Source organism: Maridesulfovibrio sp. (assembly GCF_963677005.1).
GTDB lineage: Bacteria > Desulfobacterota > Desulfovibrionia > Desulfovibrionales > Desulfovibrionaceae > Maridesulfovibrio.
In genome coordinates, this window is record NZ_OY781616.1 from 1,295,661 (window position 1) to 1,318,106 (window position 22,446).

General features: G+C 48.1%; 15 protein-coding genes. 1 reads left to right on the forward strand and 14 read right to left on the reverse strand.

Translation table 11 applies throughout. The features are described 5' to 3' along the window. Nucleotides 1-33: 33 nt before the first annotated feature. The 14 genes from wtpA to ACKU4E_RS06135 form a co-directional block, all read right to left on the reverse strand. A complete protein-coding gene (wtpA, locus tag ACKU4E_RS06070; protein WP_320170182.1) occupies nt 34-1,011 on the reverse strand; it encodes a tungstate ABC transporter substrate-binding protein WtpA in 978 nt (325 codons plus the stop codon). A gap of 336 nt (nt 1,012-1,347) precedes the next feature. Further along, the gene (locus tag ACKU4E_RS06075; RefSeq protein WP_320170183.1) at nt 1,348-1,575 is read right to left on the reverse strand and encodes a hypothetical protein; all 228 of its coding nucleotides are present in this window, start codon (nt 1,573-1,575) and stop codon (nt 1,348-1,350) included. 482 nt (nt 1,576-2,057) lie between these two features. Continuing rightward, nucleotides 2,058-3,512: a polysaccharide biosynthesis C-terminal domain-containing protein gene (locus ACKU4E_RS06080; RefSeq protein ID WP_320170184.1), complete on the reverse strand. Its 1,455-nt coding sequence runs from the start codon at nt 3,510-3,512 to the stop codon at nt 2,058-2,060. Nucleotides 3,513-3,649: 137 nt separating this feature from the next. Continuing rightward, a complete protein-coding gene (locus ACKU4E_RS06085) occupies nt 3,650-5,584 on the reverse strand; it encodes a DUF4962 domain-containing protein (protein WP_320170185.1) in 1,935 nt (644 codons plus the stop codon). Between the two features lie 121 nt (nt 5,585-5,705). Continuing rightward, the gene (locus ACKU4E_RS06090) at nt 5,706-6,689 is read right to left on the reverse strand and encodes an AAA family ATPase (protein WP_320170186.1); all 984 of its coding nucleotides are present in this window, start codon (nt 6,687-6,689) and stop codon (nt 5,706-5,708) included. 11 nt (nt 6,690-6,700) lie between these two features. Continuing rightward, a complete protein-coding gene (locus tag ACKU4E_RS06095; protein WP_320170187.1) occupies nt 6,701-7,579 on the reverse strand; it encodes a polysaccharide biosynthesis tyrosine autokinase in 879 nt (292 codons plus the stop codon). Between the two features lie 21 nt (nt 7,580-7,600). Further along, on the reverse strand, nt 7,601-9,352 hold the full coding sequence (locus ACKU4E_RS06100) for a lipopolysaccharide biosynthesis protein (RefSeq protein WP_320170188.1): 1,752 nt from the start codon (nt 9,350-9,352) through the stop codon (nt 7,601-7,603). 14 nt (nt 9,353-9,366) lie between these two features. Then, nucleotides 9,367-11,118 (reverse strand): hypothetical protein, encoded by a 1,752-nt coding sequence (locus ACKU4E_RS06105; protein ID WP_320170189.1) that lies wholly within the window; start codon nt 11,116-11,118, stop codon nt 9,367-9,369. Between the two features lie 51 nt (nt 11,119-11,169). Further along, entirely contained in the window at nt 11,170-11,745 is a 576-nt protein-coding gene (locus ACKU4E_RS06110; protein ID WP_320170190.1) for a polysaccharide biosynthesis/export family protein, read from the reverse strand. Nucleotides 11,746-11,861: 116 nt separating this feature from the next. Then, entirely contained in the window at nt 11,862-13,250 is a 1,389-nt protein-coding gene (locus ACKU4E_RS06115) for an undecaprenyl-phosphate glucose phosphotransferase (RefSeq protein WP_320170191.1), read from the reverse strand. A gap of 135 nt (nt 13,251-13,385) precedes the next feature. Further along, nucleotides 13,386-15,761, reverse strand: a complete 2,376-nt coding sequence (locus tag ACKU4E_RS06120; RefSeq protein ID WP_320170192.1) for a tetratricopeptide repeat protein — start codon at nt 15,759-15,761, stop codon at nt 13,386-13,388. A 31-nt stretch (nt 15,762-15,792) separates the two neighbouring features. Next, nucleotides 15,793-17,301 carry a VPLPA-CTERM-specific exosortase XrtD gene (gene xrtD, locus ACKU4E_RS06125; RefSeq protein WP_320170193.1) on the reverse strand — a complete coding sequence of 503 codons (1,509 nt, stop codon included), beginning with the start codon at nt 17,299-17,301 and terminating at the stop codon, nt 15,793-15,795. A 157-nt stretch (nt 17,302-17,458) separates the two neighbouring features. Further along, nucleotides 17,459-18,715, reverse strand: a complete 1,257-nt coding sequence (locus tag ACKU4E_RS06130) for an O-antigen ligase family protein (protein WP_320170194.1) — start codon at nt 18,713-18,715, stop codon at nt 17,459-17,461. Nucleotides 18,716-18,775: 60 nt separating this feature from the next. After that, nucleotides 18,776-19,873: a glycosyltransferase family 4 protein gene (locus tag ACKU4E_RS06135; protein WP_320170195.1), complete on the reverse strand. Its 1,098-nt coding sequence runs from the start codon at nt 19,871-19,873 to the stop codon at nt 18,776-18,778. A 203-nt stretch (nt 19,874-20,076) separates the two neighbouring features. On the opposite strand from ACKU4E_RS06135, the gene ACKU4E_RS06140 reads away from it, so the two are divergent. Then, nucleotides 20,077-22,347, forward strand: a complete 2,271-nt coding sequence (locus ACKU4E_RS06140) for a bifunctional diguanylate cyclase/phosphodiesterase (RefSeq protein WP_320170196.1) — start codon at nt 20,077-20,079, stop codon at nt 22,345-22,347. Nucleotides 22,348-22,446 lie beyond the last annotated feature (99 nt).

Sequence of the window (22,446 nt, forward strand, 5' to 3'; positions counted from 1 at the left end):
TAATTGCCCGACGTTCCGTTTTATCAGGAAGGATTATTTTTGTACTTTTACCAGATGACGCAACTGAAGCGGCATTTCCCTGACCATTGCTTCATCAGGAACAATGGCCGGTTCAAAGGGAGGCTGTCCCATTTCCTTAAGGATCTTAAGTCCACCCTGAGGTGAAAGCATGTAGGCGAGGAATGCGGTGGCGGCATCCTTATTGGGTGCATCCTTGAGCTCGGTAATTCCGTAGGTGATGGATTTACCGATTCGATCAATGGTGGTACCGGGCTTTTTGCCGCTTACGGTGACTTTGGCCTGCTTGTAGAAATCGTTGTACTTATAATCAGACAGGTTGATGTGTTTGTCGAGGGTTACGTACTTGAGGCCGTGCTGTACCGCAACGGAAAGGTATTCCCAGGCATAGTCCATATTACCGGTCTTGAGCAGGGAAATAAGCTCAACGGATTTGGGGCGTACCCACTCGTCTTTGCGCTTGGCAATAAGTTTATCGAACAGACCGGGTTTATTGTAGAATTTTTCAGCCAGCTGCATAACCATAACGCTGCGGTAACCGCAGGGGTCAAGGTTGGGATCGGAATGCCCCCAGACAACACCGGGCTTCAACAGGATATCATACCAGTTGTTAGCATTGATTTCCGAAGCAAACTTGCTCTTGCCTGTGTAGCAGAGCACAAGCTGGTTGGTGGCGAAACGGATATTGAAATTGGCAAATTTCGGGATAAGGTTCTTGTCGATGACAACATAGTCGGCGGAAGCCATGATGTCCGCAGGTTTACCGACTTCGGAAATCATGCGGGCCATCTTGGTGGACCCTCCAGACTCGCGCTTGATGTCTACGCCGGGGTGCATGGCCTCAAATTCCTTTTCCATCTTCGCAAAGGGGACGGAAAGACTGCCTGCATGGAATATTATCACATCACCGCTGAGTTTATCTGCGGCTGAAACCGGAGCCACGAACAGAACGGAAAGCGCTGCAAGCACAGCGCAGAAAATCAGAATACGCATCACTCTCTCCAATTGGTTTTAATCAGTTTAATAAAACATATTTATAATACCCGTATATTCTATAGGGGTTTTATGTCAACGTAGAATTATTTACTTACATATTAACACCATATTGACACCAAACAACTTCTGCTGAACATTTGAAAATCTGAAACCAGAATAAAATTCGGCAGAGATCCCCTCGGCTGGAAGCATCAATCAAGCGCATGTAACCTATAAAAAATAAACAAAAAAGCCGGAATCAACTCGTACTTATCCGTACAGAGATTCCGGCCGACTGTCTGGCGAGGCTGGCTGATTTTTATCCTAAAACACGTTCATGTTAAGCGCCAGCTGCTACTGGGTTACTTGTTCCCCGCCTTTGGCTGCTGCCACTATTTTCTCATTGGCCTCGCATAATTTTACCCGGTTGTAGAACAGATCTTCCGGTCCGGCCTTGCTGAACAGTTCTCCCAGCAGGACATTCAGGAACAGGCTTTTGTTTATGCCCAGCTTATGGCAGGCTTCCTCAATACGATCATTAAGTTCCGGATTCAAATACACGTCTGAAAGCCTTTTCTGCATAGGCTCCTCCTAATAGAATTCGATAAGTGTTTTACGTAATTTCTCATTACGTTCTTGTTCAGTTCTTTTATTTACGACTTGAGAATAGTATTTTTCATAATCCATGTACAGGGGGAACTTGCAAATTAACCTGAATGTTGCGTTTTTTTCATACAGCCCGAACCATGCTTGTACAACTTGTGCAGTGTGCAAAACAGTTATTTGCACATATGTGCAAAATGTTTGTGCAGGTATATTTTTCACGGCTCAAGCCATTTCAAATAAGCCGTTGTTTTTTAATGACTTTTAATTTTGGCACACTTGCTGCTTAATGAAAAACAACACAGGTTGAAGAAGATGTTCCCCTGCATCTCCCTCTAACCACAGCAGAATAACATACAGTCATCATTCCTCATCACACTCCTAAAATACAAAAGGACCGGGAAGCCTCCAGCCCGGTCCTTTTGTATTTTGCAGCTTAAATTCTCAAAAAACCAGTTCATCTAGATTTCATGGTTAACCATCATTGACCCCGCCAATACGCGGATAGATTTCAAATTGACAAGTGCGTAAAGCCCCAGAAATGCTCCGGCAGTCAGTTCGCGGTTTACGCCCGTATTCCATGCTAACACCAGAGCGATGGCAAAAACAGCCTGTATCCCCATTATTCTTGCCTGCATGGGGTTAAGCCAACGCAAGCCCAGTATCTTGCGGCACTGTAAATACCGGGCCGTATTCACCAGTACAAAAGACCAGAAAAAGGCCGCCCCGGCTCCAGCCACGCCCATACTCCGATAAAGAACAAGACATAGCACACCATTTACACAAAGCGCTGTAACAGTATTAAAAGCCTCCAGCCTAGACCTTCCGGCCATGAGCAGAACATACCCCACCGGACCGGTGTAGCAGTTGAATACATTGCCCAGAATAAGATAAACAAGACATCCCCGGCCGGCACCGTAGTCCGAGCCGAAAGCGGCCATGATCAGATCGGAATACATAACCGACAGCACCAGAATCACAAATGAGAACAAGGAAAGGGAGCAGGTGATATCCCTGTACAACTCTCCGATCATCTTCAAATCATTCCGCGAATATGCCGAAGAAATATGCGGGACATATACGCTGTTGAAGGTATAAAGCAGAATGGTAATGCTCATGGCTACCCGCATGCCGGACACAAAAATGGCGGAATCATCAACCGATCCGATGCCGCCCAAAATAAGGGTATTTATCCAGACAAGCGAATTCTGTGCAAAAGCCAGCACAAGGAGAGGCAGACAGTAAGCGGCAATATCCCGCACTTTTAATGAACTGTTCAGGCGAAGTGAAAAACGCAGCCTGTATCTGCTCCGAGTAGAGATAAAGGCGTATACAAAAATGACCCCGAAAAGCACTGTGATGCTGAGAAGAAAATCAAGAACATCTATTCCTATCACAAATGTTGACAGGGCAAGGAGAAGCATTGCCCACGGCTGCACCGTATTTTCAATAACGGTGATGCCTGAAACATCCCCCAGACTCTGGCGAAAATATATGATGAGACAGGTAAGCGCCCAGAAAAAGATAATCGGGGCTGCGCACATGATATACTCAGTTCTGTCCGGGTTCTTGAATACAAGCTCTGAAAAGAATTCCGGGGCAATGTAGACAAGCACCATGAAGGCGACGGAAAAAGCGCCCACAGCCAGCAGTGTAAAAGTCCAGAGAAATGAAAGGTTGGCCGGATCGTCCTTTTTCAGAACGGGCGCAAACTTCATGCAGGCGTTGCCAAGACCCAGTTGCGAAACCAGGGCTCCCAGAAAAGCAAATGTATAGGGGATGAAAAAAAGGCCGGACCCGTAGGCCCCGTATTTGCGGGCAAGAACCCAGGTCAACAGCAGACCGCCGACCCCCCTGCCCATTTTGGTTATGAAGACCCAGAAAATCTTGTACAGGGTCGGCAGATTGTTACTCAAGGCATTCAACCTTTGTAAGCGTATTTACCAGAACCGGCCCGGATATTGTTCCGCACCGGCTGTCTGGCCGTGAATTATCTTTATTTCCTGCGTAAAACACAAATAATCGGGATTCATCCTTCAATTCAGTCAGCCTCTCAATTGCCGGTTACAGACAGCGAGGAAAAATCTATACGATAGCGGCCTGCAGCTGTTTCCACTTCAGCAATATCCGAAGCCTGATCATAGGATTTTATCACACCTGAAGAAGTACACCCTCCCTCGGCACGCGCCACAGAACTGAGTATAAAAACCGGGGCAGAGCTGCTGGAGGTGGCGGTATAAAGCATGCCGATACGCGGAATGCTCTTACCCATGCTCTGGGTGGGCAGAGAATAGCGTCTGAGTGAGGAGGAAAAACCCTTCCCCATAAAATCAAAAGAATAGCCGCTTCCGTAATCAAGGCATATTCCGCTGGCCGATCTGCGCGCCTCGCGTGAAAGGTGGGCATAATATTCAATATCCCTGTTCCCGGACGGCACGACCTTATCCCGAATGAAAACATCGGCACCATCCAGTACAACAAAGGCCCTTTTCCATGATTTAGGACGCACTGCCGGAGGATAGAGCCATGCCAGTTCAATCTCAACAGCCTGCAGACCGTTTCCGCTTACAAACCTGGGCCTGCTGACCCTGCCTCCGGATTTCCTGAAGTCTTCCTGAATGAACCATGTTCCGCCTTCACCTAACTGACCGAACTTGCCGAATGTCAGCAGGTTATGGCTTGAAGAAAGCTTCTTGAGAACATAACCGTCATCCATGACGAGTCCTTTTCTGCCCTGCCATACACAGAAAGAACCTTCATCGGGATGGATGTGCGATCCGGGATAGTTCCCCTTTGAGAGGGCAAGATATCCCTGCGGAGGACCGGCCTTGAACATGACAAGGCTGGCATCCTTTCCCCATGACGATCGCGAAAGCAGTATTCCCAGATTGTCGAACCATCCGAACAGCGGCAGATTGTCCGGCGACTCCGGCTCCACGGAAGGATCATACCAGAGGTAATCCTGCCAGAGAACAGTTCTTCGCCTGCGCTCCCGCTCGACTTTGGAAGCCAGCCACTGCGCATGACCATCCTTGAAAATTGACGCCAGACAACGCAGAAAACATCCCGGACCGTAGTAATCTATAATCAGGGAATCCGCATAATCAACGTTGTACAGGAATCCCGGCAGCGATGCATAAAGCCTGTATCTGGCTGTATTCCTGAAGAACCCGCTTTCCCTTACCTTATCCAGTCCTTGTGCCGGGACCAGCGCCATGTAGTAATTCAGGAGCCAGAGAGTTCCGTAACTCCAATAGCTTACCCCTTCATGACTGGCTCCGTCAGGAGAAAGCAGCCCGAGAACGGCGTCAAAATTACGCTCCGCTTCATCCAGCCATTTCACGGCCCTTTTATCCTCTCCGTAGAGGGCAATGCCGGCAATAGCCATGGACGCCACATTCACATAATTATGGTTCTGGAGCAGCCCCCTGTCCTGAGACCACCAGATTTTTTTATTGTGGGTAAGGTCATAAAAATTTTCTGCATGCTCGGCTATGGCATCCCGCACCAGCAACCGGAGCCCCGGAGAAAGTTTGTCATAAAACCAGTCATAGGCCAGAGACATGGAAAAAAGGACATGAGCCGGCCCCATATCGCTGTTCCCGGCCCAATCAGGATTGGTGCTGAACAGGTGCAGAAGGTCTTCTATGATATGAAAAAAGGAAGGCTCGCCAGTGATGAGGTAATAAAAAGATATGTCCAGAAGGCCATCGGCAGGACGGCGGATGGTGCTGGCATCAAACAGCAGCAGGTTATTGGGAACCCGGCTCCCGACCTCGTTTCTACCGCGCTTTCGGACTATTTTCAGAAAATCGGAGTAAGGTTTCTGGTCCTTCAGCGACCGCAGTTCCTCCAGCCGGGTACTGTTGAAATACAGGCGCGGGCGCTTGTTGAAAACCGAATAGTCTGCTGCGGCTCTGCTCTCAACTGAGGCGGATAGAACAAATAGAATTGAGCTGATTATCAGTAGAAATTGTTTAAACCGCATAACGAATCTCCGGATTTAAAAATTACCCTAGTGCAGACCGGAGACACAGGAAATGCCTAAATCCAAAAACATCAGGAGCCCGCACTAAACTCACAGTCGGTTCCGGTTACCGGCAGGCGGGCTATCCTTTCCCGTTGTTCCGCTTAACGGCCTTTATTATTTTGACCAGCGTGCGCTTGACTATCCCCATGGAAGCTTCGAGGCTTGCAATCCGCATCTCCAGTTCCTTTATATATTGCGATTGAGCTTCCTCGGCTATATCGCAGGATGATTCAGGGACTGTAAGTAAGCCCTCATCTATTCGCTCACGAGCAAAAGTTTCTACAACCTCAGCTGTCACAGGCCGGATATCATCGGCAAAGCCATAAATCAACGCACCTTCACAGATCACATTGATGTTGCGCGGAATACCGTAAGAAAAAGAATTGACTGCCCCGACGGCCTCATCTGTTAAAATGCTCTGCGGGTCTGCAGCACCGCCCTGCCGCAGCCGGTAATGAATGTACTCGGTGACTTCCTGATCCCGCAGCCTTGAAAGATGCGCACTGACAACAATCCTCTGCACAATCTGGCTGTAGCGGGCTTTCCGCAGTCTGGATCTGAATCCGGACTGGCCGACCATCAGTATTGAAATAAGATTTTCCTTGCCGGCCTGCAGATTCGAAATCATACGCAACTGCTCCAGGGCATCATCGCTCAGGTTCTGCGCTTCATCCATAATCAACAGAACCTTTTTTTCTCCCTTGGAATAAACATCAAGCAGAAACTGATGCAACGCATCCAGACAGGAGGCAGGAGTGGATTTTTCCGGCAGTTCCACCTCAAGCTCGGTAAGGATCATTTCAACAATATGGTCTCCGCCCACTGCGCTATTGAAAATAACCCCGACAATAGTATCCTCGCTGCGGTCCTGCACCAGCTTGTAGATGAGAGAAGTCTTTCCCGTTCCGGCATCCCCGGTAAGCAGAATGAGGCTGTCACCGTTCATGAGCCCGTATTCAATATGAGTAAGAGCCTGCTGATGCCATTGGCTTAGGTAGAAAAAATCCGGGTCCGGCAGGATATTGAAAGGCTTTTCCGTTAATCCGAAAAATTCTAGATACATAATTTTACCACCTAGGGCGCAACGTTCAGACTTTCAATTTCAGTCTTATTCAATACGACTCCGACAATATTACTGCCATCAAGCAGCCGAAGAGCCTTCTGGACATGCTCGCGGGAAGTTTTTCCGGCCTCGATAACAAACACTATCCCGTCAACGTAACTTGAAAATACCAGAGCATCAGGCGCATGTAAAAGGTCCGGGCAGTCAAAAATAACATACCGGTCAGGATACCTCGCCTTCATTTCAATTATCAGTTCCTGCAGTTTGGGCGACCCCAGTATCTCGGTAGACCCTTTTATGGGCTCACCGGCCGGGAGGTACGATAATTTCTGGATTCCCGGCTTGATCAGCAGTTCATGGACCGGAATATCGTGCAGGAGATGATCACTCAGCCCTCTTTCCGCCTCTATGCCCAGATATTTATGAATACTCGGTTTGCGCATGTCCGTATCCACCAGCAGGGCAAACTGGTCCACTTCACGAGCTATACTTATAGCCAGGTTAATGGAAGTAATGGTTTTGCCTTCACCGGGCATGGCACTCGTGACCATAATCACGTTATGCCCTTTTTTCTTGGTCCTGTGCAGAATCTGGGTACGCAGCAGGTTATATATGTCGGTAAAGGATGCGCTGCTGTGGCTGGTCAGTATTCTGTTTTTAGCCAGATTCAACTCATCAAGAACAAGGTCCTCGGTAAAGTAGCTTTTGGGCATGCTGCAGGATTTGCCATTTTCCTTTGCCGAAGCCGAATCTGCATTCTGAGCTGTGTCCGCAGCGGCTTTCTCCACAACAGGACCGGGGGCTGGCGCACTCTGCCCCGACCCGTTACGCAAATCCTGTTCTCGCTTGTTGCGTTTGGCTTTCTCAACAGCCTTGAGAAGCTTGCTCATGGTTTCTCCGTTCTTCCTGCATTAGAAATTTATAGCCAGTTTTCTGACTAACTTGATCGCAATGATATCAAGAGGCATGTAAAGGAAATGCACTCCCACTACAGCGGCGATTACGACACCGACTATAGACAAAGCCACCACCCGCTTTCGTTTAATCTTTCGCTGAGCCTCTATTTCTGTCTCCCAATAGGGTACTATCGCCAGCACCGGATACTTGACGATCTCCGAAAGTTCGTCCGGCCTGCGTATCGACCTATCCATGAATTCGAGAAAAACACCCACGCCTATCCCGATACCCATGGACAATACGAACCCTACCAGAATAAGAGCCAGTCTGTTCGGGCGAATGGGTTTTTCCGGTACTATAGGCGGATCGATCAACGTAAAACGTTCCGCCAGCTGACTCTGCTCCAGCCCTTTGGCCTCACGTGCGGCAAGAAGGCGTGTATTGATATCCCTGTACTTTGCCTGAGCGTTCTCATAGTCGCGCAAAAGAATCTTGTATTCCTGCTCGACCTGCGGAGTATTCACCACCCTGCGCTGATATCTCCGGTACTGGGCCTGAAGCTCAGCATAAACCCGCTCCGCTTCGTTTATTTCCAATTCGGTAGAGGCTATCTGCGTTTCAATCTGTATATAGCCGGGATTGTCAGGCAGTTCCATTGAAGTTTCGAACATACCGTCCTGCAGTGAAACTTCGCCCAGACGTTCATTGAGAGCGTCAACTTCATGCTTAAGCTGCACAACATCAGGATGTTTATCCGAGTACTTTTTGAGCAGCACCTCAAGCTCTTCTTCCTTCCGTTTCAGCTCCCTTTTCACCATTTCATAGCTTTGTACGGCATCAACTTTTTCTTCAAGGGAATCAATCTGACGCTTCATTGCCAGAACAGACGGATGCTTGTCCGAATACTTTGAAGTCAAAGTGATATATTCGCGGCGCAATTTTTCAAGGTCTTCCTTGGCCGTTGAAAACCGGGACCCATCGTTGGAAACAATCTTCAGATGAGGATCAATGCTTGCTCTCTGGCCCTCAAGATAAACCTTACGGTTCTTGAGAGAAGCAATCTGCTCCTGAGATTTGTCCATCTCCCGCTGGAGACGCTCCATGGAATTCATATTATGAACGAGGAGCTCAGGCAGCTCGTTAACATGGCTTTCCTTGAAATTGGCTATCTGAGATTCAAGCTCCAGAATCTCCGAGCGCAACTCCGCCAACTGCAACTCAAGAAATTCAAATGTAGATTTGGCCTTTTCTTCGCGCTCTTTAAGGTTTTCCTTGAGATATAGGGAGGTAAGAACGTTTGCAACCTGAGCGACCTTCTGCGGCCTGCGACCTTCGTAAGACAGGGTGAAGGCAACCGTGGCACTTGAAGGACGGCCCGAATACTGGTTGGTGACTTCAGCCGTAATAGGTTCAAGCTTAATATCATCGCGCATTTTGGCGATAATTTCCTCGGTTGTGTATTTACCTATCAGGTCAGGATACAGGTCGAATTCCTTGATTATGTTGAGGAGGTTGCCGTGGCTGAGAACAACCTGTGAAATGGATTGAAGCCGTTCTTCAACAAAACCGGTAACCGTAGTCTGAACAAGATCCTGAGGAATATCCTGATCCTCAATCAGAATCGTGGCCGTCGATTTATACACCGGAGCAAGAATAAACGCCAAAATTACAACCAGCATAAAGAGAAAACCGGCGGGCAGAAGAAACTGGTATTTCCTTCTGCGCAGCACATCAAGATAATATGCAATGTCCGAACTCTGTTGCATTTTGCATTGACCCCTTAATTTATCTCGGTCGGATAGGAATAAGTAAATCCCATCCATGTCTTGAATCTTTCGCTGGATGAGCCGGTCAGTTCGTCTCTACCCCAGTTGTAGTTCAAACCGCCGATCCAGGCCCAGTCTTCGGCAAACTGCCAGCGCAGTACATGCTGGGTGAACACTCCCAGCCCCTTGTGTTTCTGACCGCCGTTTGTGCCTTCAGTCTCGTTGAGCCAGACAGTGTTGATTGTTTCGTACTTGAAAAACTCGCTGAATGCGTAGCCGGAATAGATTTCAGCCTGGTCGAGCACTTCGTTTTCACCGTAACGTCCGGGACGGACAATTCGTTCCAAAGCCGGTACAAGCGCAAACTTCAACGTCCTGTATCCGAGCTCCGCGCGGACCTGATAAAGAAAATCCTCACTCTTGCCATGAGTATATTCGCTTGCATAATTGGAAAAAGTCGTACCTGGTCCACCCTTTAATGAAATTTTCCAGGCAGGTGAAAACTGATGGTCTATACCGACTATGGCCTGAAAAGAAACCTGGTCACTGTTAAGATTATCCACTTCGCGGCTGAAATGGGTATAAGTACTCATCTGTCCCAGAAACAGGCTGGTAACTTCGTTAGGCAGTTGATGTCCCCATACGGTGCTGAAGACATTTGTAATGTAATCGGAATCCGATGCGCGCTCGTAATCGGTCTTATCCACGTAGTTTGAAAACCGGATGGAGTCTCGCTCGGTTATCAGCCATGTAACTTCCGGAGTGGCTGTGGTGCTCAGTATGATTGAAGGATCCAGCTGCACCCCTCCGGATTCATACGTATTCTGATCCAGATTATGGAAACGTTTGTGGGAAAGGCTCAAACCGCCTTCAACTGTCGGTGAAAATTTATATTTCCCTGCAAGATCAACATTGTAATCGTAACGGTCGAACTTGCTGTTTTCCAGATAGTCCCGATAAATGAAATTTCCGTTGAACTTAAGGACGGCCTTTTCTCCGTACACATCAAAACTCAAACCCGGAGTTACTTCAGTAACCAGATCGGCAATATCGGTGGCATCGATATTGGAATCATACGTTTCCATGATACTGAGTGACGGGACCGCTTTGATCAAAGTTCCCCCAAGCCCCAGAAACCGTTTGGGCGTGGTAAAAAACATACCGTTTGTCGAAGACTTCCACTGCTTTTCTTCGGCGCTGTCGGAAGGGACAAGAGAAACAGACGGAGCCATATACCGATCATAGCTGTCCACTTTTTGCGTACTGACAAGTCTGGGATCATCTTTACCACCCAGAGTTCCCTCCGATGATGCAAGCATGAGATTATTCCCGGTTCCTTTAGAACCGGAATCTACATGACTAGAAGCTGTGCGGCCTTTTGTACCGCTTCCAGCTGAAACCTGCATTTCCGAAGGAAGACCTTCATCTATGGAAATAGCAGCTTCCCTTTCTGCCCTGCGCAGTTCTCCGCCGGAAGAAACAAGCGAGATACCTAAAGAGCTGTCCGAAGACGGGGTATTCTGTCTTATAACACGCCCCGCACCGGAATCGCTCCCGGCACTGATAACCACATTACTCACCGGTCTTTTAAGTCCGGCAATTTGAACAGAACCTCTGCAGGGACCGTTTGCGGAAAAATCAAGAGGTCTTATCACAGGCATAAAAACTCGCCAGGAAACACCTTCCCCGGCAAGTACAACGCATACCGGCACCAGTAATACGGCGCACAGAAGTATGCCAAAAAACCTGTAATGTGACCTGGACATCCGACTCCCCTGTCAAAGTCAACCCAAAAAGTGCTGCGTCTGCATGTTACATCAGGGTACAACAATTGTATCTCCGGGCTGCAACTGAATGTTCTGCTCCAGATTATCCCCGTCTGCAAACTTATCGTAATCAAATTCAAAGACTTTCTGCTTACCGTCCGGGAACTGACGCACAACGATTATATTCCCGGAGTCAGCAAAGTTACTCAACCCGCCGGCAAGGGACAGGGCCTGCACCACTGTCATTTTCTGCCCCATTACAGCCATTCTCGGACTCTGCACTTTACCCATGATGTAAATCTTGGGATTTTCCACCTTGCGCAGAATGACCGAGACTGCCGCATCCGGCACATACTCCACAATACGCTTTCTGACTTCTTCCCTGAGCTGGGCGACCGTAAGGCCTCCGGCCTTCAAATCACCGACAAGAGGAAATGAAACCCCTCCGTCAGGCCGGACCACGACTTCCCGGGCCAACTCTTCATCGCCCCACACAGAAATTTCTACAACATCCTCAGGACCCAGCTTGTAGCCGCCTTTATCCTCTTTCTGTGCGAAAGCTCCAGTGGACGCTAAAGCAACAACTGTGCACATCAGCAAAAAAAACAAAAATTTCGGCAACTTCACAGCAACACCTCTATCAGCAAATTTTGTTGTCCGGCGGAAATACACCGTTATTTATACTTAAATTTCAAAATATTGACTGAATAAACCCACTACCACGATCCAATACTGCTCACCGGCTACTGGCGCCATGCGAATTTGAAAACCGTCTTGAAAACAATTTCAAAGTCCAGAAAAACCGACCAGCGCTGGAGATACTCGATATCGTATGAAATTCTCCGCACCATATCTTCATGAGACTGGACTTCGCCCCTGCATCCGTTAATCTGAGCCAGCCCTGTTATGCCCGGCTTTGAAATATGTCTGAGCATGTACCCTGAAACAAGAGTACGGTATTCCTCGTTCATTTTAACGGCATGCGGCCGCGGACCGACAATAGACATGCTTCCAAGCACAACATTTAAGAACTGCGGCAGTTCATCAAGACTGTTTCTGCGCAAAAACCGCCCGAACCGGGTAATACGGGGATCGCCCTGCGTAGCCGGGGCAAAGTCGTAGCCGTCTTCAAGCACTTTCATTGTCCTGAACTTGAGAATCCGGAACGGCTCCCCGCCAAGACCGTACCTCCACTGTTTAAAAAACACAGGACCTTTCGAAGACAATTTTATCCCCAACGCTATGATTATCATTACCGGAGAGATTAAGATAAGTATTATTGATCCAAGAACCAGATCTTCGACCCTTTTTATAAACCCGTTCATTCCTACAAACGGAGAAGAGCGCAGAACAATGGCCGCCTGTCCGGCAACATGAGCTACATCACCGCCGATCAATCTCCTGAAGATGGACATGTCTGGAAAAAAATAAATCTGTACGGTTGAGTCCTCCAGTTCGGCCAGCAACTCTTCTATCACGCCCTGTGCCCGCATCGGCAGAGCGATGTACACAAGTTGAATATCATGCTCCCGGACATAACCAGGCAGGGAGCTGAGTTCCCCCAGACACGGCTGCATCCCGTCACAAAAATCCGACAGACCGAAAAAACCCTCAACCCGTACACCTACCCATGGGTTATCTTCAAACCACTCGGCAAGCGAAGACCCCAGCTTTCCTGTCCCTGCGATTACAGCCTTGCGGTTCAGGCTTGACTCAAAAAAGAAGTTGAAAAAGAATTTCCTGATAATCACGCGTTCTACGCAAAGTAAAAAAGGCCATGCGAAAACCCATGTCAAAACGACAAGTCTGGAGTACACACTGGAAATTTTAAATATATATCCAAGTATAAGCAGGCTACCGAATACAGCCAGAACAGACACAACAATTCTGTTGCACTCCGAAACAATATCCGCTCCGGACCAATCCCTGTACACTCCTGCAACATGAAAGCAGACTATGGTAAGAACAGCTACAGAAATACACAGCAACATCAAAAGGAAAAAATTTGAGACAAGGGATGTAGGAGAAAAAATGTAATAAAGAAGAATTAAAATTCCAACACCAAGCAAAACATCAATGGTCTTGTGAAACGTCCCAAGCATCCCGGCAGGAATTTTAAAAAAACTTCTCATATAACCTCCACATGCGTATTCTCCGCAATGTATCGTTATTGAACCATAAATTCAATTTATATAGAATGCTTAAAAAAATAAAGAGGCTGCACAAGACAGCCTCTTTAATAGATCACAATTATAAAACGAAATTAATTATAACCTGTTCATCAAATTAAGAGCATCCTTCTTTTCCGGGAAATCATCCTTTGATTTAAGAAGCTTGGTCAAAATATCTTTTGCCTCAACTGTTTTATCCTCGCGGAAATAAACCAGTGCCTTATGGTACAATGCGGAAGAAAATTCCGGAGAAATCTGCAGTGCAGAGTTCAATGCGTGAATTGCCTGCACATACTCTCCATTCAGGAAAAGAACAAAGCCGAGTGTATCCAAGGCCTCCGGACTCTGGCTGCTTGCCGCAACCCTTGCCAGCTTTAAGGCTTCTTTCATGTCCTTGCCGTTATCGGAGAATTTTGTCGCAAGAAGATACGCAAGATTGTTGGCTGCAAGCTGAAATCCGGGTTTTGCTTTTAGCAGATCTGAATAAACTTCACGCGCCTTGGCAAAATTACCGTCCTGCTCGTAGAGCAGTCCCAGAATAAACCAGGGACCGGGATTCTCCGGATTCTGCTTAACTTCGGCAGAGAATTTGGCAATACCGTCTTTTATTTTATCTGCACCAACATAGAGATCACCTATACGCATGTATGGAAGCATCCACTGCGGCGCAATAGATACCGCCTTTGAAAAATCCGCTTCGGCCTTTTCAAAATCCCCTCTTTTGGCATGGATACGTCCCATGATCTCATATATGCGTGCGTTATCGGGATACTTTTCAAGCAGCCTGTTACAAAAATTGACTGCGGCCGTGTACTTGTTCTGGTCCAGCATCGTCTCCACCTTGCCCTGAATTGCGACAAGAGAATCCGGTGCTATATCAAGAACTTCGGAATAATATTTTTCTGCCTCGGCACTTTTGTTGTCTCGACGGGCAAGCTCGGCCAGTTTGAGCGGTCCGACAGGAGAATCGGGAAACTTCTTGGCAATCTCGGTGTAGGCGTGAATCGCGAGGTTGGTATCCCCCTTGATGGCATACACATCACCTATTGCAGCCATTATGTTGATATCATCCGGACGTTTTTCTCGCAGCCGCTGCAACTCAAGAATAGCCTGATGCCAATCCTTACGGTCCAGATAGGTATTGATAAGGGCTTCACGAGCCGGACCGTATCCGGGGTCTAGAGATATCGCCTCTTTCAGATTCTCTACGGCAATGCTGGTTTCATCGTTGGCGAGGTGCCCCTTGGCCAGCAACACATAAGCCGGAGCACTGGTGGGGTTATCCCGTACAACCTGACGAAATTCGGCAACAGCGTTCTGCCCTTTGCCGTCCAGCAGATATATCTGTCCACGCAGATAATGAGCTTCCGAATCCTTGGGGTTACGGTCAATTACCTCATTAAGCTGTTCAAGCGCCTTTTCGGAATCGTTCATATCAAGATACAACGTAGCCAACTGTTTGCGGTAAATCACATTATCAGCACTTTCTGCATCCAGGGCTATTCCCTTTCTCAAAACATCAACGGCCTCTTCCTGCCGCCCCTGAGAAACATATAATGCGGACAGGGCCACACGGACTTCCAGCGAGGCTTTATCGATGGCAAGGCCGGCTTTCAGCACTTTCTCGGCTTCTTCCTTTTTATCATTGGAAGAAAGCATATTTGCATACAGAACCCTGTACTTATCCTCATCTGGAAAACGGCTTACAAGATCAGCCAGCAGGGATTCCGCTCTATCCTTCTCGCCGATGCCGGAAAAATACTCCGAAGCAAAAACAACAAAACGAGGCTTCCCTTCCGACACTTCAAGAAGTTTATCAACATAAGGACGAGCCTTGTCTGTATCTCCAGCCTGCCGATAAAGCATGGCAAGCTTCATTAACAGCCCTGTATCAGAGGGAATACGGCTGACTCCGTCCTGCAGTACTTTCTCAGCCTCGGCCATCTTTTTCTGGCGTATATAGACACTGCTCAGGGTAAGGTAGACATTCGGATTTCCGGGGTCCTCATTCCTGGCAATATCGAGCATGTGTTCAGACTCTTCATATTTTTTGTTCTCGGCCAGAACAGAAGCGAGCACAAGCCGGGCATCTATGTTGCCGGAATCTTCGTTAAGCGCCTTGCGGGCCATATCGCCAGCATTGTCGAACTCTCCGGCCAGCAGATAGAGTTTGCCCAGCTCAACTTTGGCGTCCACCAGCTTGGGATCAAAATCCACGGCATAGCGGAAGTTGACAAATGCTGTCTGAAAATTACCCTCCTCAAGCGCCAGCCTGCCGAAAAGCAGCCTGCATTCAGCGCACTCCGGGTCTATTGCCAGTGCGTTCATCAGTTCAAGCCGTGATTCAGTATATTTCTTCTGCTTGTAGTACTCGACAGCTTTTCCGTAGAATTCTTCGCGTCTCTTTTCACAGCCGGTAAAAAGAAGAGAGACAAAAACTACAAGTATCACCGATATTATTGATCTGCGCATCCTATCCTCTGCAGGGGTATGTCCTGCCGAATTAATCGGGAACATACGGGGCTAAAATTGAACTGAAACTATTTATGAACCGGTCGAGTATCTTTTGACCGTTTTCTACAGTTTCTCCATCTGCAAGCATAAGCTCAATACGGACAAGGGCGCCATCCGTACGCTGCCTGCTCATTGAATCAAGAGCCAGATAGGCCTTGTTAAGGTATTCATTCGTAATTATCCGACCGCGCTGCTGAAACCAGTAGAGAGCAAGCAGTCTGGCTCCGGGCTTGCTCAGTATAAGCCGTTCGACTTTGAACGGTCTTCCTGCTGCCTTGTCCGGGGCAAGCTCGGTGGTGGACGATAAATCCCACCCCCCTCCGCCAAGCAGGCAGCTTATCGGATTATGTGCCGCGCGCTGCGGCTCCTGATAATCGTAATACGACACAAGCAGCAGGATATCACGGCCGGTAACCTTATCCCTGAATACTCCCGAAAGATAATCATCAGCCCCCAGAGACTCGACTATCTCCTCGGAAAAAAACTCGCGACGCCCTTCAAAGTCCGAAAACGTCATCGGAAATGATTCAAAGGAAGGACGTTCCGGGACAACCCGCCCGGCAACTGCATTTATATATAGCACGAACATCCCGGCAAGAAAAACAGCCATAATTATGAGGTGCAGGGGAGCATTGGTAGCTGCCTGCCCGTAATAGGTCCTGTCGGCCAGATCAGCTCTCTTTACCCCTCTGTCAAACAGATTAAGCAACAGGCTCAATGTCACCAGCATAACTATGGAAAGCAGATAAATTACTATTCCGGAAGCATCGTGAAAAAAGTTCTCTGCTGTTTCCAGCGAAATATTGCGTGCAATATACCCGACAATCGCTATACGAACCGCATTGGAGGCGATGGCTGTCGGAATCGTGGCCAGTATTACCACAAATCGCTGCCAGGCGCGGGAATTAAACCAGTAGGCCATTATAATTCCCAGCAGGACAGTCGGAAAAAGGTAGCGGAGCCCGCTGCAGGCATCAACCACGTGCAGTTTAATCATCCCAAGGTCTATTATATTTCCCTCCCGAAAGACCGGGATGTCTATAAACTGCATTATCCTTACGGACAAATCCGATGAAATCAGCCGCAGACGAAAAGTGAGCATGCGGTTGATGAACGGCGGAGGGGGAATGGCAAAAGCCAAAATCAACAGCGGGAAAAACATGGCCTTCATGGCCTTCCAGCCCCGGACGAAAAGCAGAACAGCTACAACACATAACCACATGGAAACAAAGACCAGTGCATCAACCGCAGAGGCCTTGCCCAGAAAGAAAAGAACCGCCACAAACAGCAGCATCAGATAACCGGATTTTACGGCAGGTCTGCTTGATTCGGGCAGAAGAGATCTACGCTGCCAGGCGACATAAGCAGCCAGCGGCACAACCAGCCAGCAATATGAATAATCGCCGCTGTTCCAGCGGTTCAGAAGGATTGGAAATGTATCCAGATACAGGACAACCCAAGCCGCCAGAACGGATATAAAAGAAAAAACAACAGTCACCCGAATAAAACTCCCCGAAACAGACCGATATTTTTATCCAGAATACTTCTTCAACACAAATTCTTCGAAACATAACAAAAAAACAACTGACCAGAAACAGCAAACAGTCCGAGCTTAAAAATAATTACCAGCAACGCGTGCCTGCAGATAACAGCAATCACCCGACTCCGGAATCAACTTCCTCAGCAGGTTTATCCGAGCCATTTGTTTTGGCGCCCGGGAGCTCAATATAACAGAGAATTGAGTAAAACATCTGCCCAAGGCCGAACCGGGAAATATAACTGTTGCTTGCAAAGTTCATCATGCAGACGGCAAAAAACAGCGCCATGAAAATATAGCGCACCCTTCCTTCCAGAGCGAGCACCTTTCGAAACAGGCAGTACTGAAATGCCAGAAAAAGCACCAGTCCCACAGCACCTGTCTGGACCAGCACGTCCAGAAAGTCGTTATGACTGTTCAACATATCCACAAAACTGGGCTTTCCGCTAATATCAGACCAGGTGTTTCCGACACCTACCCCGGCCAGAATTCCGTCTATGGGCTGCTTGGAAAATTCCGTGATATTGTATTTCCAGATGATCGGACGCCCGGAACCGAAATTCTCCAATCCTTCCTTACCGCTGGCCGAATCGACCATATCGTAAAAAATAGTATACAGCATGGCGGCAAAAAGAATCCCCACAACAGCAAAAATCGCTGTAAGAATAACCAGTAGACGTTTATTGACCCGGAACAGATAATAATAAAGATAGATCATCAATCCGAGAATACATGTACGCACATAGCTCTTCCACAGACAGTACGCGGCAAAAACGCTTAATGTAAGTACAAACACAAAAAAAAGACGCTGTTTGGGCAGCGGAGTAAGTTCTTCATCACAGGCGCAGAGCACCCAGTATAGGACAATAAGCATACAGAACAGAGTCATGCAATGCGCAAGGTCATGGCAATTAACGTATACCCCCTTGAACCTTGCCAGGTTATTCCAATACAGAACAGTATAAAGACTCTTTCCCTGAATTATAAGAAATGTACTTCCCAGAATTGGTACGGCGTAACCTATCATCATGACCTTGATCAGCTTCGCATAACGCCTTGTATCGCTTATGACGTTCTTGAGAATAAAATAAGTTATGAATGGCAGTACGAATTTGGCGGCCTTCTTGAAAGACGAACGATCAATATACAGAACATAAATGAAGAGTACCCAGATAACAAAGGCGAACAGAAAAAAATCAACAACCGAGACATTAAGTTTCTTGGCTGTGATGATGTAAAGAACGAAAGCTATGCTCAGTATTCCGGTTGCCATGATGGCAAACGCCTCACTGATATTAAGACCGAAAATTGTCCAGCCGATATCAATGAACATGATCGGGCGGAAAAAAAAGAAAAGCGAAAGTAATGCAGTCATGTCAACCTGATTGGTAAGCTAGCTTTATTGATTTGGGACAGATAAATCTCTCCGCATTGATTATCGGGATGAACAGATATCTTCATACCATCTCAGTATGGCTTGTGTCACCATGCCGGAACCGAAATGTTCGGCCGCATAGCGGGCCGCATCCGCGCAAATCCGCAGTCTGAAATCATTATCGGCCAAAAGCGATTCCACCGCCCCTGAAATTTCAGCACTGCTGACCTCCCGCAGCAGCACAGCAGTTCTGCCGGGCTGTATAACATCCTTTATCCCGCCCACATCAGTTACCACTGGAGCAAGACCGGCTGCCATTGCTTCCAGCAGGGACACAGGACACCCTTCGCGACGGGACGGCAGCAGGAAAATACAGGATTTCTCCAGAATCTGATACTTATCCCTGCCGCGGACATAGCCGGGAAAATGAACGTTACTGAGATCCTTATCTGAAACCGCTTTCTCCAGACCGGAACGTTCAGGCCCTTCTCCGGCCATAATAAGCTCAAGATTATCATATTTTCTGTTCAAATACCCGAATGCGTCAATTATTTCGTAAACACCCTTGTTCCTGACCAGACGGGAAAGCGAGAGAATGGTCAGGCAATCCCGCTGCGGACGAGGTTCCGTAGGGATGTTCGACATATCAACCATGGTGGTGACAACTCCGATACTGCCTCCGTCAACACCTGCTCCGATAAGCGAATCCCGAAACTCTCCGGCGAGGACCAGAACGGCCCCGGCGCGTTTCATCACCTTGCGCAATACAAAAAGGGCAAAAGGGCGCGAGGCAATGCGCTCGAAAAAATCCTGCTCCCACCCATGAATGAGCAGCAGTATCCTGCCGGAGTATCCGAACAGACAGAATACGACAAACAGAAAAAATTCCTTGAGGACCGAGCGGGGATTAAGCGAAGGATTCATATGGATTACGTCGAAACGTTCGCGGCAGAGCATAAACGCAAAACGGAACAGGTCCAGAAACGGCATGGCGTATCCCGCAACGCCTGCCTGCCCCTTCCTCCTGCCGAAAGGCGCGTAAAGGACATCCGCTGATCCTTCAAGCTCCCGCACAAGAAGCTTCACTGTTTCCGAAACCCCGCCCATAAGCTCAGGATCGGGAGCTGAAACCAGAACCTTGACAACTTTTTTTTCCACTCATCCTCCGATAATTCCTTATCTCTGACTACTCTAAACACAGAATTTGATCCAGACCGCGGACAGGCTTCAAAACGACATTCTTTAAACAAGAATGTAACGGGAAAGAAACATTACGCGAGTATCTATGCGTACAGATTTCATCCAGAGATCAGCAAATAATAATTAAATGAACCTGCAACAATATCCGGGAGCATGAATCCATGCTGCAACTTCTCAAGAAAAAAGCCGAACTGTTTATAGAAAATTCCGGCAATAGTGCGGATTGTATGGAGGGACCCGGAATCGGAAGTCTTATCCAGAATGTCGGGCAGCTCAATATCCTTTACTTCGCCATTCAGGACTTCCCCACCCTCTCCGCCATGTACGGACCGGAATGGGCTGAGAAAATAGAAACCGACATCCGCGCTGCACTTTCAGACGAAGGAGAAGCAAACCTCAGCCATAACGAATTTCATATATTTTCCTTTAATGCCGGTGAATTCTTCCTGCTTGATCCTTCCGAGAAGATGGACAAACTGCAGTTGCAGGAACTGGCCTATCAATTCAAGGTGAACATAGAAAACAAGCTGAAAACGGACCAGATAAGCCGCACAGGAAACAGCGTGACCATCAACAGCGGCTATTCTCTTTTTCTCGCCGCGCACTCCACAAACAAACTCTGGTCAGGATTCCTCTCCGCCATCGGAGAAGCCCGGCTGGAAGCACAGAAAAGCCTGGATATATCAAATCTGGAACTCTCCAATGAATTCTGTGAAATCCTCACCGGAGGGGAAATCCGCTGTCACTACCAGCCCATAGTCAACTTAAGTGACAAGAGCATACACGGATGGGAAGCCCTGGCCAGAGGTCCGCTGAATTCCCCCTTTCGATCTCCCCTGACTCTTTTCGATATGGCCGAAAAACTTGGAAAGCTGTTTCAGCTTGAAAAAGTCTGCAGAGAATCTGCGATACGTAATTTCGGGGAACACCGCCCGCAACACAAACTCTTCCTGAACATTCATCCCCGGACCATAGTAGACCCAAACTTCACCACCGGACAGACCAAAATCCTGCTCGAGAGGTTCGGACTGAAACCCGGAAACATAGTGTTCGAAATAACTGAAAGGCACAGCGTCAAGGACTTCAAAACATTCCGCCAGACCCTCGACCACTACCGTAATCAGGGCTACATGGTCGCAATCGACGATGCCGGAACCGGATACTCCGGTCTTACTTCCATCGCCGAAATTAAACCCGACTACATAAAAATGGACAAGGCGTTCATCAAGGATATTGAGATCAATCAGGTCAACCGGGCAATCATAGATACCTTTACCGATTTTGCGGAAAAAATCGGCGGCAAACTAATCGTGGAGGGGCTTGAAACACAGACCCAGACCCTTGCCGCCATTGATATGGGTGTTCATCTGGGTCAGGGTTTTTTTCTGGCCAGACCTCAAAAAGATAAACCCGAACTTACGGACGCGGCCATGACCCTGAAAATGGCTACCCCGTCTCTTTATGAAAACTCTGTATACGGGATCCCGGTCAAAAATCTGATCAACAAGGTTGAATCAGTGGAATCAGACACCCCGGTTCCGCTGGTGCAGGAACTTTTCGAAGAAAAGAACTCCATCAACTGCGTTGTGGTGGTAAAAAACAAAATTCCATGCGGGCTGGTGATGGAATATGACCTCAACAAGCATCTATCCGGGAAATACGGTGTCGCGCTCTACTCCAACAAGCCAATTACCTCGGTCATGGATGACAACCCGTTGATAGTGGACCTTGAAACCACGGTGGAAAAGGTTTCCCAGCTGGCCATGGCCCGCAATCGCAAGAAAGCATACGATGATGTGATAATCACCTGGCACGGACAGTTGATGGGCACGATATCGGTCCAGCGCATGCTGGATACCCTTGCTTCAGCACAGGTGGAAATGGCCAAGGGAACAAACCCCCTGACCGGTCTGCCCGGCAATCTGGGCATAGAAAAGGAAATTGAGCGGCGCATGAAGACAATGGAAAAGTACAGCATCATCTACGCCGATCTGGACAACTTCAAAGTCTACAACGACACATACGGATTCAAGAACGGGGACAAGATATTACTCCAGATCAGCAAGCTGCTCACCTGGGCGGCCAAAAGGCACGGAGCAGGCAATGACTTTGTCGGACACATCGGCGGAGACGACTTCGTGATTGTGACCACCCCGGAAAAAGCCGAAAGAGTCTGCCAGGGAACAACCCGCTGCTTCAAACGGCTGGCAAAGCAGAATTACAACGAAAACGACGCGCAAAACGGCTGGATCGAAGGGAAGGGACGCAACGGCTCGGTATCAAGATTTCCTCTTGTTTCCGTTTCCATGGCCATACTGGACTGCGAACCGGAACAGACTCTGATGGCAATAGGGGAACAGGCGGCATCATTGAAAAAATGGGCCAAGTCTATTGAAGGGAACTGCTGGGTGCGCGAACGCCGCAGGAGATAACGGGAGCTTCTACATAGATAAACGTGGCTATTTTCCTTTACTCCGCAAAAACAGACTTAAGACACTGGATTTGATGCGCCTAGCGCTTTTGACAAACGG